The sequence below is a fragment of the Pseudarthrobacter oxydans genome (genome assembly GCF_030812335.1).
Taxonomy (GTDB): domain Bacteria; phylum Actinomycetota; class Actinomycetes; order Actinomycetales; family Micrococcaceae; genus Arthrobacter; species Arthrobacter oxydans_B.
On the sequence record NZ_JAUSSN010000001.1, the window covers coordinates 241109 to 257418 of the forward strand.

Here is a 16310-nt window from a genome sequence, read left to right on the forward strand (position 1 = left end):
CGCTCAGACGCACCGGAGTCGTATAGGAACCCGCATCCGGTAGTGCTGGAGCCTTGAAGGTGGAGCCTGTGGCCTCCCAGCGGTACTTTCCTCCCCGTTTGACCCTCTGGAATGCGGGTTTAGGCCCTATAGCACGGTAGAATCGTGGAAGATAACTGGGCGCCGGTGAAACGTTGACTGAGTCCGTTTCCGACGCAATATCCGCGTGCGGTAAACGGATCCTCGAGCCAGCATCACAACCGGTGGCATCAGTGACGTGCCCGTTGGCTGTAGCTGTTTCCTCCGGGAAGGAGCAACGGCCGGCCTATAACGAAAAAGAGGAGTCGAAAGCGCCTGTGGCTAACGACAATGCAGAGATCCCGGCAGTGGAACCAGTAGTGGCGGGAACGGCGGACACCCCGCCGGAAGCCGCAACTCCCCACGGTTACGGCGCCAGCGACATCACGGTGCTCGAAGGACTGGAAGCTGTCCGGAAACGTCCCGGCATGTACATCGGTTCCACCGGGCCGCGCGGTTTGCACCACCTGGTCTACGAAGTCGTGGACAACTCGGTGGACGAGGCCCTGGCCGGGTACTGCACCCACATCGAAATCGTGCTGCAGGCAGACGGCGGGGTCAAGGTCGTCGACAACGGCCGCGGCATCCCCGTCGACATGCACCCGACCGAGCACAAGCCCACCGTGGAGGTTGTGATGACCATCCTGCACGCGGGCGGCAAATTCGGCGGCGGCGGCTACGCCGTATCCGGCGGCCTGCACGGAGTGGGCATCTCCGTCGTCAACGCGCTTTCGAGCCGCGTCGACACCGAGGTCCGCCGTCAGGGCCACGTCTGGCGGATGTCGTTCGCCGACGGCGGCAAACCCCAGGGCGGCCTGGTCCAGGGTGAAGAGACATCGGAAACCGGCACCACCCAGACGTTCTACCCGGATGCCAGCATCTTCGAGTCCACGGATTTCGATTTCGAAACACTCCGCGCACGCTTCCAGCAGATGGCCTTCCTGAATAAGGGACTGCGGATCACACTCACCGATGAGCGGCGCGCCACAGAGGAACCAACCGAGGACGGGGACCTGGACCTCGACACCGTTCCGACCGAAGGTGAAGTCCCGGCCGAGTTCCACACCGTTGTGTACCAGTACGACGACGGTCTGCTGGACTACGTGAAACACCTCAACTCCGGCAAGAAGGTCGATGTGGTCCACGAGGACGTCATCGCGTTCGAAACCGAGGACAAGGAACGGCACATCGCCCTGGAAATGGCGATGCAGTGGACCAACGCGTACTCCGAGAGCGTCCACACCTACGCCAACACCATCAACACCCACGAGGGCGGCACCCACGAAGAGGGATTCCGCGCCGCGATGACCTCGCTGATCAACCGCTACGCGCGGGAGAAGAGCATCATCAAGGAAAAGGATGACAACCTCACCGGTGACGACATCCGCGAAGGCCTCACGGCCGTCATCTCGGTCAAGCTGGCCGAGCCGCAGTTCGAGGGCCAGACTAAGACCAAACTCGGCAACTCCGAGGTGAAGGGCTTCGTCCAGCGCGTTGTCACAGACGGACTCGGCGACTGGCTCGAACGCAACCCCGGCCCGGCCCGCGATGTCATCCGTAAGGCCATCTCGGCAGCCCAGGCCCGGATGGCCGCGCGCAAGGCCCGCGACAACGCGCGCCGCAAGAGCCCGCTGGAGTCCTTCGGCATGCCCGGCAAACTCTCCGACTGCTCCTCGAAAAACCCCGAAAAATGCGAGGTCTACATCGTGGAGGGCGACTCCGCCGGCGGTTCGGCCAAGCGCGGCCGCAACCCGGAAACCCAGGCCATCCTGCCGCTGCGCGGCAAGATCCTGAACGTGGAACGGGCCCGGCTGGACAAGGCCCTGGGCAACACCGAGGTCCAGTCCATGATTACCGCGTTCGGCACGGGGATCGGCGAGGACTTCGACCTGAGCAAACTGCGCTACCACAAGATCGTCCTCATGGCCGATGCCGACGTGGACGGACAGCACATCACCACCCTGCTGATGACCCTGCTGTTCCGCTACATGCGCCCGCTGATCGAGAACGGCTACGTCTACCTCGCGCAGCCGCCGCTGTACCGGATCAAGTGGTCCAACGCCCCGCACGATTATGTCTACAGCGACCGGGAACGCGATGCGCGGCTGCTGTCCGGCCAGGCCGCCGGCCGCCGCATCCCGAAGGACAACGGCATCCAGCGCTACAAGGGCCTCGGCGAGATGGACTACACCGAACTGTGGGATACCACCATGGACCCGGATCACCGCACCCTGCTGCAGGTCACCATGGACGACGCCCTGGCCGCGGACCAGACCTTCTCCACTCTGATGGGCGAAGATGTCGAATCGCGCCGAAACTTCATTCAGCAGAACGCCAAGGACGTTCGGTTCCTCGATATTTAGCGGCCAAAAACCGTAAATATTCCCGAACTGATATATACCTGAAACGGAAAATATAGACTATGAGTGACGAAACACCAGAAGTTCCGGCCGGCCCGGCCGGTGCCGAGCCCGTTCTCGAGGGCACCGTCCTTGACACCGATGTGCTGACCGACCGCGTCGAGCAGGTTGACCTGCAAACGGAAATGCAGCGTTCCTACCTCGACTACGCGATGGCCGTGATTGTGGGTCGTGCTCTTCCGGACGTCCGCGACGGACTCAAACCGGTCCACCGGCGGGTGCTCTATGCGATGTTCGACGGCGGCTACCGCCCTGAACGGTCCTTCAACAAATGTGCCCGTGTGGTCGGCGAGGTCATGGGCCAGTACCACCCGCACGGCGACACCGCCATCTACGATGCGCTGGTCCGCCTGATCCAGGACTGGACCATGCGCTACCCGCTGGCGCTGGGCCAGGGCAACTTCGGTTCACCCGGCAACGACGGCGCTGCTGCTCCGCGGTACACGGAAACGAAGATGGCCCCGCTGGCCATGGAAATGGTCCGCGATATCGACGAGGAAACCGTCGACTTCCAGGACAACTACGACGGCAAGAATCAGGAACCCACGATCCTGCCGGCGCGGTTCCCTAACTTGCTGGTCAACGGCTCCTCGGGCATCGCCGTCGGCATGGCCACCAACATCCCGCCGCACAACCTCCGCGAGGTTGCCGACGGGGTGCAGTGGTACCTGTCCAACCCGACCGCAAGCCGCGAGGAACTGCTCGAAGAGCTGATCGTGCGCATCAAGGGTCCGGACTTCCCGACCGGCGCCACCATCCTGGGCCACAAAGGCATCGAGGACGCCTACCGCACGGGCCGTGGCTCGATCACCATGCGTGCCGTGGTCAGTGTGGAGGAACTCCAGGGCCGCACCTGCCTGGTCGTCACGGAGCTGCCGTACCAGGCCAACCCGGACAACCTGGCCATCAAGATCGCCGAACTCGTCAAGGACGGCAAGATTTCGGGCATCGCGGACCTGCGCGACGAAACCTCGGGACGCACCGGCCAGCGCCTGGTGATCGTGCTCAAGCGCGACGCCGTCGCCAAGGTGGTGCTGAACAACCTCTACAAACACACCCAGCTGCAGGACAACTTCGCAGCCAACATGCTGGCGATCGTCGACGGCGTTCCTCGCACGCTGAGCCTGGACGCTTTCATCCGCCACTGGGTCACCCACCAGATGGACGTCATCGCACGCCGCACCCGCTACCGACTCCGCAAGGCCGAGGAGGAAGCGCACATCCTGCGCGCCCTCCTCAAGGCGCTCGACGCGCTCGACGAAGTCATCGCGTTGATCCGGGCGTCGAACACCACCGAGGCGGCCCGCGACGGACTGATGCAGCTCTTGGACATCGACGAACTCCAGGCCCGCGCCATCCTGGACATGCAGCTGCGGCGGCTCGCGGCCCTGGAACGCCAGAAAATCCAGGACCGTCACTCCGAACTCGAAGCCCTGATCGCCGAATACAACTCGATCCTCGCTTCCGAGGAACGCCAGCGCGCTATCATCAGCACCGAACTGGGTGAAATCGTGGCCAAGCACGGCGATGACCGCCGTACGAAGGTCCTGCTCGGGTTCGACGGCGATATGTCCATGGAGGACCTGATCCCCGAAGAGGAAATGGTCGTCACGATCACCCGCGGCGGCTACGTCAAGCGCACCCGCAGCGACAACTACCGTTCCCAGCAGCGCGGCGGCAAGGGCATCAAGGGTGCCCAGCTGCGCGGCGACGATGTCGTCGAGCACTTCTTCGTGACCACAACCCACCACTGGCTGTTGTTCTTCACGAACCTTGGCCGGGTATACCGGGCGAAGGCCTACGAACTCGTGGAAGCCGGACGCGACGCCAAGGGCCAGCACGTGGCGAACCTGCTCGCGTTCCAGCCGGACGAGCACATCGCCCAGGTGCTGGACCTGCGGGATTACCAGCAGTCGCCGTACCTGGTCCTGGCCACCAAGCGCGGCCTGGTGAAGAAGACCCGTCTAGAGGACTACGACACCAACCGCTCCGCAGGTGTCATCGCAATCAACCTCCGCGACGGCGACGAGTTGGTCTCCGCCCAGCTGGTCTCGGAGACGGATGACCTGATGCTCGTCTCCCGCATGGGCCAGTCGATCCGCTTCACCGCCACCGATGAGGCCCTGCGCCCGATGGGCCGGGCAACCTCCGGCGTCACCGGAATGAAGTTCCGCGAGGATGACGAACTTCTGGCGGCCGACGTCGTCACGGACGGTTCCTTCGTGTTCGTCGTGACCGAGGGCGGTTACGCCAAGCGCACCGCGGTAGAGGAATACCGCCTCCAAGGCCGCGGCGGCCTCGGCATCAAGGTCGGCAAGTACCAGGAGGAACGCGGCCACCTCGTAGGTGCCCTGATCGTCCAGGAAGAAGACGAGGTCCTGGTGGTCATGGAAGGCGGCAAGGTGGTTCGTTCCTCAGTGACCGGAGTGCCGGCCAAGGGGCGCGACACCATGGGTGTCATCTTCGCCAAGCCGGACAAGAACGACCGCATCATTGAGGTGGCGCGCAACAGCGAACGAGGCCTCGAAACCGACGAGGGTGCTGAAGACGAAGACGCAGACGCTACGGCCGAAAGTCGGGCATCGGCGGCTGATGACGTAACGTTGGCTGAAAATACCGGATCACATGAGGGGTCCGCAGCGGAAGAATCAGCACCGGCCCCGGAGTCAGATGAGTCATCAGGCAATGCCGAGCTGGACGAAGACAACACCGGAGGTAACGAGTGAGTAATTCCGACTCATATCCCAAGCCGAACAGCGGCGTTCCCGGCGGAGTGCGGCAGCCTGCTGCCGCGCCCCGGGTAGGCGCGCCGTCCCGTCCCGAGCAGCGACCCGGGGTGGCAAGCGGCGCCACGGGCACGACTCAGCGGCCGCAGGTGCCCGGGCAGCGTCCGGCCCAGGGAGGCCCGGTGACTCCCGGGCAGCGTCCGGCCAACGCCGGACAACGTCCGGACCAGAACAGTCCGGGGCAGAACACCACAGGCCTGATCAAGCCGGCCCCCAAGGCCAAGGTCCGCCGCGCCCGGCTGCTGGTGAGCAAGGTTGACCCCTGGTCCGTGCTGAAGATGGCCTTCCTGCTCTCCGTGGCCCTGGGCATCGTGACCGTCGTGGCCGCGATTGTGCTTTGGACGGTCCTGGACCTGACCGGAATCTTCGACCAGGTCGACGGTCTCCTCGGCACCCTGGCCGGCTCCGAAGGTGGCGGCTTCGAATTGAAGAAGGTCGCCTCACTGGGACAGGTGGCATCTTTCGCCACCATCATCGCGGTCATCAACGTCGTCCTGCTGACGGCGCTCTCGATGCTCTCGGCCGTGCTGTACAACATCTCGGCCACCCTGGTGGGCGGCATCGGCGTCACCCTCACGGACGACTAAAACCGATAGTTTTCCCGGAATTTTCCCGGGGAAATGCCTCGATTTGAGATCGGGCCGGGATGTGCTGTAAAGTCGTATCTCGGCCCGATGAGGCATCGGGGCGTATAGCTCAGGCGGTTAGAGCGCTTCGCTGATAACGAAGAGGTCCCAGGTTCAAGTCCTGGTACGCCCACGGAATCTGTACGGATTCAAGTGGAGGTCCGGTTGATATTTGTTTATCGCCGAACCGGAACGGGGTGCATGTGAAGAAGTTGCTCGTTGTTGCAGCTACGATCGCAGGCGTCCTGCTCTACAAGAAAGTGCAGGAATCCGAGGCCCGGAAAACGGTCTGGAGCGAATCAACCGATACGGTTGATTAGCCCGGATTCCCGGTTCGACAGCCGGAAAGCGGCTCATCGAACTAGGGTATGATTGTCGGGTTGCTTCTTATGGGGGCATGGCGCAATTGGTAGCGCACCTGCTTTGCAAGCAGGGGGTTCGGGGTTCGAGTCCCCGTGCCTCCACCATAGGAAAGGCCCCGGACAGCGGAAACGCGGTCCGGGGCCTTTTGCATGCCCTGGCTGGCCGCAGCCGCAGGGCGGCTCCTCAATCCTTGGCACTCCACCCCCACTAGTGTTGGACCGTGAACTTCTTCCTTGCCGCCCTGGGCGTCCTCGGTGTGGCCTCGTCCGGGCCGCTCATTGCCGCCACTCTGGGGGCCACGTCCGTCAGTGCGCTGGCGATCGCCTTCTGGCGCAACGCCATCGGGTCGGTTGTCATGGCGGGCCCCGTACTGGTCCGTAACCCCCGCCAGTTCGGCCGGGTCACCGGCAGGGAATTTCGTTGGTCTTTGGCGGCTGCGGTTGCTCTTGCGCTGCACTTCGCCTGCTTCATCACCTCGCTGCAGTTCACCTCGGTCGCGGCAGCCACCGCCCTCGTCTGCCTGCAGTCCGGCTGGATCGCCGTGTTCCAGCTCTTCCGCGGCGTCAGACACCGCTGGCCGGTCCTGGTGGGCCTGGGGATCGCGTTTGGCGGCGTGGTCGCCATTACCGGGTTCGACATGGGCACTTCTCCGGAGGCGCTGCTGGGTGATCTGCTGGCGGTGGCCGGAGGAGCCCTGGCCGGTGTCTACACGCTCGCCGGAGGCAAGGCACGCCAGACCATGGGGACCGGCGTCTACACGACCCTGTGCTACGGGATGTGCGCAGCGGTGGTGGCCGTGCTGGCCCTGTTCACGCAGCAGCCACTGGCAGGGTTCGAAGCCGCCGGTTGGATTGGCATCCTGGCGATCACGGTCTGCGCCCAGTTGATCGGTCACACCGCATTCAATCACCTGCTCGCCACCATGAGTCCGCTGCTGGTGTCCATGATCATCCTGCTGGAGATTCCGGGGGCGGCGCTGCTCGCTGCCGCGTTCCTGTCCGAGACCCTGCCGGCCGGGACCTACGCCGGCCTGGCAATGATCCTCGTGGGGCTCGCCGTCGTCGTCCTGGGGCAGCGCAGCTCACGCGCCGTCCGGCGCACGGCTGAAGGGCTGGCGGAGCTGGGGACGGACTGACGAGGCTTGCGGTGCTGGGGACGGACTGACGAGACGCGCGGCGCCGCAGGGGCGTGTGCTACTGGCCGCCGCGGCGGGCAGGCTGGGCCGTGTTGACCGTATGGATCGCACGCAGCAGCTTCGCCGGGAAATACACCGAGAAGAAGACCACCATGGGGGCCTTGAGCGCCATCTTCTTGACGTTGTGGGCCTTGTACGTGCGGTCGAAACGCGTCACGTAGTAGCGGTAGTCGCGGGGAGAGTCTTCCAGCCGGCGTGCGGACATGCCGGAGACCATCTGCGGCCAGTACTGGATCCGGAGGTCATGGTCGGCCAGATGCAGGGACAAATCAATGTCCTCGTGCATCTCGTCCTTCTCATCCCGGCACGCCTCGTCCCGGATGATCTCCCACGCGGAGCGGCGGAGGGCCATATTGGAGCCAAAGAGAAAGTGATACTGGTGCTTGGCAAGCTTGAGCATCAGCTGGCGCATCCTATCGTCAGCCTTGAGACCGAAGCGACGCATAGGCATGTCGTAGTAAACCACCGGGCCGGTCGCGGCGTGGACGGATTTGTCCCGGAAGGCTAACTGCACCTGTTCAACCCAGTCGGGCTCCAGCACGGAATCGGCATCGATCCGGCCCAGAATGTCACCCGTGGCATGGTCGAGCCCGAAATTTCGGGTCGGGATCAGGCCCTGGTCGCGGTCCTGGCTGAGCAGGATGATGGGGCTCTCCGGGTATTCCAACTGCATCTGCCGGACGATGTCGGCCGTGCGGTCCTTGGACATGTTGTCAACGACGATGATCTCGTGCGCCGGGACTGACTGGTACACGGCGGCAATGAGGCACTGCCGGATGACGCTTTCCTCGTTGTATGCCGGGATGACGATAGACACAGCCGGCGTGTGCACAGCATCGTGTAAGGCATCCTCAGAGGATTTTTCGGGTGACATCCCCCCAAATTTAGCACCAACGCGGTTTTTCCCGCCCGGCGCCGGGCAGTGCCCCGGCTACGAACTGGTAAACATCGGGCGCAAATAAGGGAGGGATCCCGCCTCTGTGGCGGAATCCCTCCCTCAACGACTGCCCGCAGGCGGCCCGCCGTCTGTCTTAGCTGCCGGTGGTCTTGTCGGTGCCGTTGTTGCGGCTCGCAGCGATGTTCCGGACGGCGGTCTTCGCATCGGTGGCGACCTTGGCGGAAGCATCCTTGATGTCCTCGGCGGCGTCCTGGACCGAGTCCTTGATGTCCTCGGCGGCGTCCTGGGCTGCGTGCTTGGCCTTGTCAGCTGCGTCGTCGGCGGACTCGGCAACGTCAGCCGAAGCGGCAGCGGCGGTGTCAGCGGCGGCAACCGTGGCGGCGCCAGCCTGGCCGGCGGATTCCTTGACGGATTCCCGGACGTCGTTGACGGTGGTGGCCGGAACCGGTGCCGGTGTGACCGGGGCGGGTGTCTTCCAGGGATCCTCGACCGGCTTGGAAGCCCGCCACGCGGCAACTCCGGCGGCAACTGCCGCGGCGATGATACCGAAAATCAGCAGCCCGCGGTGCTTGGGCTTCTGCTTCTTGACCAGCTCACCGCTCACGGCCTTGCTCGCCTTGTTCGCGGCGACCTTGGCGTGGCGCTTCGCGGACTTCGCCTGCTCCTGGACGGAGTGGATGATCCCCGCTTCGCCGAGCCGCTGGGCAACCGCATCCACATGGCCCGGGGCGCTCTGGAGTGTGCGGTGCACGGCGTCGGAGGCGTGGCCGATCTGGTCCGAAAGCTTCGGCAGGTACTCCACGACCACCCGGTCGCGCGCGTTGGCGATCACCGGTGTCGCCTTGTCCAGCGCCTCGTGCAGGCGGGGGGTGGCGCCCTCAACGGCGTCGTTGATCTTGGGTGCGAGGTGTGCGAGTCCGTCCTGGAGACGCGGGGTTACCGTCGCAACGCCGTCGGCGAGATTGTAGGCCGCCGACTTGAGCCCCTCCTGGATCTTGGGAGAAGCGGTATCCAGGCCCTGCTGCAGGCGCGGGACGGCCCAGTTGACGGCTGCTTCAACCCGCGGGGTTGCCCAGTCCTTGGCGGTCTCTACTCCGGTGCTGACTGAATGCTCCAGCTCACGGGCAATACGATCCGTTTTCTTCACAACTACCTCCCGATTAATGTGACGATTCTGCTGTTAGCCTACGTGGCCCAGACCTCACCGGCTATTCTTCAGGCCGATTATGGGCGGATTTCACCGAGCGCGGAACTGGCGGACCGGCCCTATGTGCAGGGGCCTGTCGTGGAAGAATAGGGCCTATGACTGCCATCGCAACTGCAAAAGCAACCATTCACACGAGCATGGGCGACATTGTCGTCAATCTCTTCGGCAACCACGCCCCCAAGACCGTCGAGAACTTCGTCGGACTGGCGACGGGCGAGAAGGCCTGGACCCACCCGGAGTCCGGGGAGGACAAGACCGGGACGCCGCTCTATGACGGCACCATCTTCCACCGCATCATCAAGGACTTCATGATCCAGGCGGGCGATCCCCTCGGCCGTGGCGTGGGCGGACCGGGCTACAAGTTCGACGATGAAATTCACCCCGAGCTGACCTTCAACGAGCCCTACAAGCTGGCCATGGCTAACGCCGGCATCCAGATGGGCCGCGGCACCAACGGCTCGCAGTTCTTCATCACTACCATCCCCACCGGCTGGCTGCAGGGCAAGCACAGTATCTTCGGCGAGGTGGCAGACGATGAGTCCAAAAAGGTTGTTGACGCCATCGAGGGTGTCCGCACCGGAACGGGCGACCGCCCGGTCGAAGACGTCACCATCAACAGCATTGACGTAGAAAAGCTCTAAACCCAGCGCATGAGCTACGGAATTCCGGCGGCAGAGCCGTCCGCGCAGATCCCGGTGTGCCCCCGGCACCCGGACCGGCCCGCCTATGTGCGCTGCCAGCGTTGCGGGCGCCCTGCGTGCCCCGACTGCCAGCGGGCGGCCGCCGTCGGATTCCAATGCGTTGACTGCGTCAACGAAACAAAACGTACGACGCCGGCGGTCAAGACCGTCTACGGCGGCGCCGTGACCACCGGAAAACCCGTGGTTACGCTGTCCCTCATCAGTCTGTGTTCCCTGGTCTTTGTGCTCCAGTGGCTGGTCCCCAACGACGGGATCTACCGGAACCTGGCGTTCGCCACTGTCTATGCCAGCCCGGAGTACGGGGTCTTCGAGCCCTGGCGAATGGTGACCTCCGCTTTCCTGCATTCCCAAGGCTTCATCCTTCACATCGTGCTCAATATGTACATGCTGTGGGTGTTTGGCCAGGCGCTCGAGCCTCTCCTGGGACGAATCCGCTTCCTGGCGGTGTATTTGCTATCCGCTTTTGGCGGATCGGTCGGCTATCTCCTGCTGACGCCGGAGTACGTCCCGGGCCAGCCGCTGAGCGGCGTGGTCGGCGCTTCAGGCGCCATCTTCGGGCTTTTCGGCGCCATGCTGGTCGTCCAACGCCGCCGCGGGGGCGACACCAGGCAACTCTGGGTGCTGATCCTTATTAACGGCGCCATCGGCTTTTTGGTCCCCTCGATCGCCTGGCAGGCCCACCTGGGCGGGGCAGTCACAGGCGCCCTCTGCGCGGCCGTCCTGGCGTACACGCCCCGCGGCCCGCGTCAGGGACTGCTGCAGGCCGGCGGTCTGCTCTTGGTCCTTGCCGTGCTGATCGCAGTCTCCGCCCTCCGCGTCGCCGTCGCCTGACCCCGCGGGGCCGTCCCCTGCCGCGTCACGCATGACCGCCCGTCCAAGGGTCTTCCGCGCTGGGTGATCCCGCCCTGCGCCCTCCCGTCCAGGGGTCTTCCGCGCTGGGTGATCCCGCCCTGCGCCCTCCCGTCCAGGGGTCTTCCGTCCGGGGGTCTTCCGTCCCGGGTCATCCCGTCCACGGTTCTCCCCTTCCTGATCCTTGCCGTGCGCGCTGTGGCCGCCCGCTGCGGCGCCACGTCGGCACTGCCACCTGATCGGCGGCGCAAAGGCAGCGTCGTGCCCGGACGCTCGAGTGTTGTGGCCCGCGGTGGCGTCCCTGACGTGCGTCCTGCCCTCCGCCGACGCTCCAGCCCAGTTACTCGGTGCTTCAGCATGCCCCCGCTTCCTGGAACCCCGGATTTCCGCGGCCGCGGCGAGGTGAAGGCGAAAGCAACTGGGCGGGAGCGTCAAACCGGCGCCGGTCCACGGAGCCCATCGGGAAGACTGGGAACTCCGGAAAATCTGGAAAGCCGTGGAACTCTAGGAAGCCTGGGAAGTCCGGGTCTTCTGGACTGGGCGTCGGACGTTGCCCGCATCTTGTTCCCGTTTTCCACAGCGCGCTGTGTCCTGCCCTCCCTCCTTGCGCCGTCCCCGCCTCCCCCCGGTGCCCAAAGGATGGGCCGCACATGTCCCGGCGGAGAGTTATCCACAGGGGTTATCCACACTGTTGGTAACTTACACGCCTGTAGTTCATGTCGGTCCCCCGGATCTGAGGGCCACACCGGGCGATTCCGGAATGGGTCGCCGTGGGATCTCCACAATTGTGGATAACTCCTGTGGGCGGCCCTGTGGTTAAGTGGACAACTCCGGCCGGGAGGCAAATCCCGTTTATCGGAGGTCGATGGCAGGGCGGATCGCGCAGCGGGGTTCCACCAACGAACACCGGGCCGGCTCCAGGATCAAATCTTATTTCAACAGAGTTATTCACAGGATTATTCACAGTGTTAATAACCCGCCGGGTGAAGTTTCCCCGGACGAATTGGCGCCACGTGGGGTGGAACTACCGGAAATCCCCCGTCTCAACTTCGTTATCCCCAGCTGTGGATAACTTGTGGGTACTGGGGAGTTGTCAAGTGGATAACTTTTCGTCGGCGCATGGCGGGGCGCCGGAAACCGCAGTGGCGCCACCGCGGGGGTGCCATCCCGCCGACCGGGGCCACGCGGCGAACTTATCCACAGGGAATCCACACTGTTAATAACTCACAGCTGTGTAATTCATTGGGGAATGTCCTCCGGAAGTGCCGTGTGAGGGCCACAGTGCACGGGCAAGGCCATGCGCGGGGCGGAACTGGGCCAAAAGTTATCAACATTGTGGATAACTTTGACCGGAGTTGTGCACACCGGTACGGGGTCTAGCGCGGCCAGATACCGGAGGTCCCGCGGCGGTGGCTGTCCAGCAGATGGGTGTCGATCATGCCGATGGCTTCCATCAGGGCGTACATCGTGGTGGGTCCGACGAACGCGAAACCCCGTTTCCGCAGTGCCTTGGACAGCGCAATCGACTCAGCCGAGGTGGTGGGGATTTCCTCGTGGGACCTCGGCTGGGGAGTGGAATCCGGCTGGAAGGACCAGACGAAATCAACCAGCCCGCCGTCGTCCCGCAGAGCAATAGTGGCCTGGGCGTTGGTGATGGCGGCCCTGATCTTCAGCCGGTTGCGGACGATCCCGGCGTCGAGGAGGAGACGCTCAACATCAGCAGCTGTAAACGCGGCCACCGTCTCGGGATGGAAGTCGTGAAAGGCCGCCCGGAATGCCGGCCGTTTCCGCAAAATGGTGGCCCAGGAGAGTCCGGCCTGGAAGCCCTCGAGGCTGATGCGCTCGTACAAGCCCTGCTCGTCGCGCACCGGAAGCCCCCACTCGGTGTCGTAGTACTCGCGCAGCAACGGATCCACGGCCGCCCAAGGGGGCCGGGCCAGGCCGTCGTCGCCGATTACCGGGCCGGTTGTTGCCTGTGTTGCCGGGACCATCTGGACTCCTTCGCTCGCTGTGTTCTCCGCTCCAGCATTATCGGCCCCTGCCGGGGCCCGACGTTAACGCGGAAGACCGGCACACAGGGTGTACCGGTCTTCCGTCGGATGCTGCGGGGTTCAGGAACGCCAGCGGGTGGTCATCAGGAAGCCGATGATGGCGATGCCGAAGCCGGCGATGATGTTCCCGGATCCCCAGGCAGCAACCGGGAGTGCGCCTTCGCTGATGTAGAAGGTAATGATCCACAGCAGGCCGATGATCATCAGGCCGAACATCACCGGCTTGAACCAGACCGCATTGGGCTTGTTGGCCTGCGCGGCGGACGTCTGCGGCGTTTCGTGGGCAGTCCGTTTGCGGCGCTTTGACTCGGGCACGGGTCCTCCTTGGCGGCTGGAACAGGAGCGGGACCCTGGCTTGATATCCTGCAAGGAGGAATACACCGGCGGTCAGCGCTCATGGTCATGTTGAAGTTCTTATTCGGAGCCAATTCTAGCTGTAGTTCAGGCCACGGGGATGTCCGCCGCGAACGTCCGGGATGGCACGATTCACCAGGTTCTCTGATTCAACGATTGGTTCAGCAAGGCACCCATGAGTACAACCAAGATTCTCGTCGTCGACAACTACGACAGCTTTGTCTACACCCTGGTGGGATACCTCCAGGAACTCGGCGCGGAGACCACGGTGGTCCGCAACGACGACGTCACCTTGGCCGAGGCGTTCGACCTGGCAGAGGCACGCGACGGCGTCCTCATCTCCCCGGGCCCCGGCAACCCCGCTGGCGCGGGCGTCTGCATCGAGCTGATCAAGTGGTGCGGTAGCCACCACAAACCCATGCTGGGAGTCTGCCTGGGACACCAGGCACTGGCCGAGGCCTACGGGGGAACCGTCACGCATGCGCCGGAGCTGATGCACGGCAAGACGTCCCTCGTGGAGCACCACGGCACCAGCGTGTTCGCCGGATTGCCTTCGCCCTTCACAGCGACCCGTTACCACTCCCTCGCCGCCGTCCGCGAGAGCATCCCTGAAGTCCTGGAGATTACCGCGGAGACGGGCACCGGAGTTGTCATGGGGCTCCAGCACCGCACCGCCCCGCTCTGCGGCGTGCAGTTCCACCCGGAATCCGTGCTCACCGAAGGCGGCTACCAGATGCTCGGGAACTGGCTCGAATCCCTCGGCATGGCCGGCGCGGCCCAGCGTGCCGCATCCCTCAGCCCGCTCATCAAGCACTAGGCCGACCAGAAAAAACTCAGTCGTCCTTGGACCCCTTGGTGGACGTCGAGGTCGGCGTGGGTGTGGGTGTGGGGCTCGGCGACGGCGGGGGCGGGGGCGGCGGAGCCTTGGCCACGGTGACGGAGACCGCCTTGCCCTGTTCCACGAGACCCTCCGCGGCGTCGGACTGTCCGGTGACCTTACCCGGTTCGACCTGGGAGTTTTCGACTTCCGTGGCAATCATGACCAGGCCGAGCGCCTTCAGGGCCGCTTCAGCCTCGGCCTGGGGAAGCCCGACCAACTGCGGCACCACGACTTTGCCGGTGGAGACGATGATTTCCACGATGCTGCCAGCGGCCACGTTCTGGCCCGGCGCCGGGTTGGTGGTGATCACGATGCCGGCCGGGACCGTGGGACTGTTGGCCATGGTGGTGCCCGGCGCTCCGGCCAGACCCTTCTGGCGCAGCACATCGCGCGCTGCGGCCTCCGTGCGTCCCGGCAGGTCGGCGGGGATGGTTATGACGCTGGGACCTTCGGAGATGTTGAGCGTGATGTCGGAATTCGGATCCAGCGAGCTCCCCGTGGCCGGGACGGTGCCGATCGCGATGCCCTTGGCAATCGTCTCGTGCTGCATCCGGCTGAGCTGGGGCTTGAGTCCTGCGTTGTAGAGCTTCTGGAGGGCCTCGGTCTCGGTCAACGACGTCACCGACGGCACCATGACCTTGGCCACCGGGGGCGGTGCCTGGTTCATCATGTTGTACAGCCACAGGCCGCCGCCTGCCAGTACGAGGACGGTGACGATCACCAGGGCGGTGATCCACGTCCGACGCCGGGATTGCTGACGCGGGGTGTGCTCGCGCTCCGGCGGCAGGACCAGCGGCAGGCTGCCGCTGTCCGCGGCGCCATAGAGGACACCTTGGGCCATCAGGGCGTTCTCATCATCGGCCGGTGCCTCCGGCACAGGCCGGAGCCGTCCGGTGGGGGTCTCGTCGAGGAACTTCGCCCCGGTCACAGAGAAGGCCGCTGTCGGCGTGCCGTCAGGGGTCGGTACGGTGTCATTGGGGTCAGTGGGGGCTTCGCTCGCGGCCGGTGCGGCGACGCCAACTCCGCTTCGCGCGGCCCGGAGGGCGCGGCGGAACGCCGCGGCATCCTGGAAGCGGTCCGCACGGTTCTTCTGCAGCGCCTTCATCAGCACGCTGTCCAATGCCTCGGAGACGTCGGGATTCAAGCTGCTGGCCAGTTCGGGGATTTCACGCACATGCTGGTAGGCCACCGACACGGGGCTGTCGCCGATGAAGGGCGGCCGGCCCGCGAGCATCTCGTACAGCAGGCAGCCGGCCGAGTAGAGATCGCTGCGGGCATCCACGGTCTCACCGCGGGCCTGCTCCGGTGAAAGGTACTGGGCGGTGCCCACCACGGCCTGGGTTTGGGTCATGGTCGCTGACGAGTCCGCCATGGCGCGGGCAATCCCGAAGTCCATCACCTTGACGCTGTTGGAGTCCGGGCAGAACATCACGTTGGCAGGTTTGATGTCGCGGTGCACTATCCCGGCCTTGTGGCTGTAATCCAGGGCCGCGAGCACGCCCAGGGAGAAGTCAATCGCCTGGTCGATGCTGACTTCCTTGGCCCGGATCAGGTCCCGGATCGTCTTGCCGGAGACGAACTCCATCACGATGTAGGGCACGCGGACGGTGTCCTCGTGGTCGCCGGGGACGGCGTGGTCTCCGGTGTCGTAGATGGCCACGATCGAGGGATGGTTCAGCGCGGCCACCGCCTGCGCCTCGCGCTTGAACCTGGCTTGGAACTGGGGGTCCCTGGCCAGGTCCGGGCGGAGCAGTTTGACCGCTACGGTGCGTCCCAGACGGGTGTCGACGCCGCGGAAGACGTCGGCCATGCCGCCGCGGCCGATCAGCTCACCCAGCTCATAGCGCCCGCTGAGGACGCGCTGGGTGTTCACGGGGCCGCGGTCCTCCCGGTGCGATGGGGTGCGGGGTGAAGTGGACATAG

General features: G+C 64.7%; 13 protein-coding genes and 2 tRNA genes. 10 read left to right on the top strand and 5 right to left on the bottom strand.

What is annotated here, in order from left to right; all coding sequences use genetic code 11:
- Positions 1-335 precede the first annotated feature (335 nt).
- From gyrB to J2W14_RS01170, 7 genes are all read left to right on the top strand, one after another.
- A complete protein-coding gene (gyrB, locus tag J2W14_RS01140; RefSeq protein ID WP_307457171.1) occupies positions 336-2420 on the top strand; it encodes a DNA topoisomerase (ATP-hydrolyzing) subunit B in 2085 nt (694 codons plus the stop codon).
- Positions 2421-2479: 59 nt separating this feature from the next.
- Positions 2480-5203: a DNA gyrase subunit A gene (gene gyrA / locus J2W14_RS01145; protein ID WP_307457174.1), complete on the top strand. Its 2724-nt coding sequence runs from the start codon at positions 2480-2482 to the stop codon at positions 5201-5203.
- On the top strand, positions 5200-5850 hold the full coding sequence (locus J2W14_RS01150; RefSeq protein ID WP_307457177.1) for a DUF3566 domain-containing protein: 651 nt from the start codon (positions 5200-5202) through the stop codon (positions 5848-5850). Before gyrA ends, J2W14_RS01150 begins: the two co-directional genes overlap by 4 nt.
- Before the next feature lie 98 nt (positions 5851-5948).
- A tRNA-Ile gene (locus tag J2W14_RS01155) sits at positions 5949-6022 on the top strand.
- Positions 6023-6092: 70 nt separating this feature from the next.
- Positions 6093-6209, top strand: a complete 117-nt coding sequence (locus tag J2W14_RS01160) for a DLW-39 family protein (RefSeq protein WP_224048067.1) — start codon at positions 6093-6095, stop codon at positions 6207-6209.
- A 71-nt stretch (positions 6210-6280) separates the two neighbouring features.
- Positions 6281-6356 (top strand) — tRNA-Ala (locus J2W14_RS01165).
- 116 nt (positions 6357-6472) lie between these two features.
- Entirely contained in the window at positions 6473-7387 is a 915-nt protein-coding gene (locus J2W14_RS01170; RefSeq protein ID WP_307457181.1) for a DMT family transporter, read from the top strand.
- Positions 7388-7445: 58 nt separating this feature from the next.
- Here J2W14_RS01170 and J2W14_RS01175 read toward each other — a convergent pair whose 3' ends face one another.
- Both J2W14_RS01175 and J2W14_RS01180 read right to left on the bottom strand, forming a co-directional pair.
- The gene (locus tag J2W14_RS01175; protein ID WP_307457184.1) at positions 7446-8321 is read right to left on the bottom strand and encodes a glycosyltransferase; all 876 of its coding nucleotides are present in this window, start codon (positions 8319-8321) and stop codon (positions 7446-7448) included.
- Positions 8322-8478: 157 nt separating this feature from the next.
- Positions 8479-9492 carry a hypothetical protein gene (locus J2W14_RS01180; RefSeq protein WP_307457191.1) on the bottom strand — a complete coding sequence of 338 codons (1014 nt, stop codon included), beginning with the start codon at positions 9490-9492 and terminating at the stop codon, positions 8479-8481.
- A gap of 155 nt (positions 9493-9647) precedes the next feature.
- On the opposite strand from J2W14_RS01180, the gene J2W14_RS01185 reads away from it, so the two are divergent.
- Together J2W14_RS01185 and J2W14_RS01190 are read left to right on the top strand one after the other, a co-directional pair.
- Positions 9648-10193, top strand: coding sequence for a peptidylprolyl isomerase (locus J2W14_RS01185; RefSeq protein ID WP_307457194.1), 546 nt, complete (start codon positions 9648-9650; stop codon positions 10191-10193).
- 9 nt (positions 10194-10202) lie between these two features.
- On the top strand, positions 10203-11084 hold the full coding sequence (locus J2W14_RS01190; RefSeq protein ID WP_307457197.1) for a rhomboid family intramembrane serine protease: 882 nt from the start codon (positions 10203-10205) through the stop codon (positions 11082-11084).
- 1394 nt (positions 11085-12478) lie between these two features.
- On the opposite strand, the gene J2W14_RS01195 is transcribed toward J2W14_RS01190, so the two are convergent.
- Positions 12479-13093, bottom strand: coding sequence for a DNA-3-methyladenine glycosylase I (locus J2W14_RS01195; RefSeq protein ID WP_307457200.1), 615 nt, complete (start codon positions 13091-13093; stop codon positions 12479-12481).
- Positions 13094-13213: 120 nt separating this feature from the next.
- Positions 13214-13468 carry a cell division protein CrgA gene (locus tag J2W14_RS01200; protein ID WP_307457202.1) on the bottom strand — a complete coding sequence of 85 codons (255 nt, stop codon included), beginning with the start codon at positions 13466-13468 and terminating at the stop codon, positions 13214-13216.
- Between the two features lie 214 nt (positions 13469-13682).
- On the opposite strand from J2W14_RS01200, the gene J2W14_RS01205 reads away from it, so the two are divergent.
- Entirely contained in the window at positions 13683-14324 is a 642-nt protein-coding gene (locus J2W14_RS01205) for an aminodeoxychorismate/anthranilate synthase component II (protein WP_307457204.1), read from the top strand.
- 16 nt (positions 14325-14340) lie between these two features.
- Here J2W14_RS01205 and pknB read toward each other — a convergent pair whose 3' ends face one another.
- On the bottom strand, positions 14341-16308 hold the full coding sequence (gene pknB, locus J2W14_RS01210) for a Stk1 family PASTA domain-containing Ser/Thr kinase (protein WP_307457208.1): 1968 nt from the start codon (positions 16306-16308) through the stop codon (positions 14341-14343).
- Positions 16309-16310 lie beyond the last annotated feature (2 nt).

Excerpts from the sequence above, each read along its gene's own strand:
- gyrA (WP_307457174.1), top strand. The coding sequence starts at position 2,480 with ATGAGTGACGAAACACCAGAAGTTCCGGCCGGCCCGGCCGGTGCCGAG.
- J2W14_RS01175 (WP_307457184.1), bottom strand. The coding sequence starts at position 8,321 with ATGTCACCCGAAAAATCCTCTGAGGATGCCTTACACGATGCTGTGCAC.
- J2W14_RS01185 (WP_307457194.1), top strand. The coding sequence starts at position 9,648 with ATGACTGCCATCGCAACTGCAAAAGCAACCATTCACACGAGCATGGGC.
- J2W14_RS01190 (WP_307457197.1), top strand. The coding sequence starts at position 10,203 with ATGAGCTACGGAATTCCGGCGGCAGAGCCGTCCGCGCAGATCCCGGTG.
- J2W14_RS01195 (WP_307457200.1), bottom strand. The coding sequence starts at position 13,093 with ATGGTCCCGGCAACACAGGCAACAACCGGCCCGGTAATCGGCGACGAC.
- J2W14_RS01205 (WP_307457204.1), top strand. The coding sequence starts at position 13,683 with ATGAGTACAACCAAGATTCTCGTCGTCGACAACTACGACAGCTTTGTC.
- pknB (WP_307457208.1), bottom strand. The coding sequence starts at position 16,308 with ATGTCCACTTCACCCCGCACCCCATCGCACCGGGAGGACCGCGGCCCC.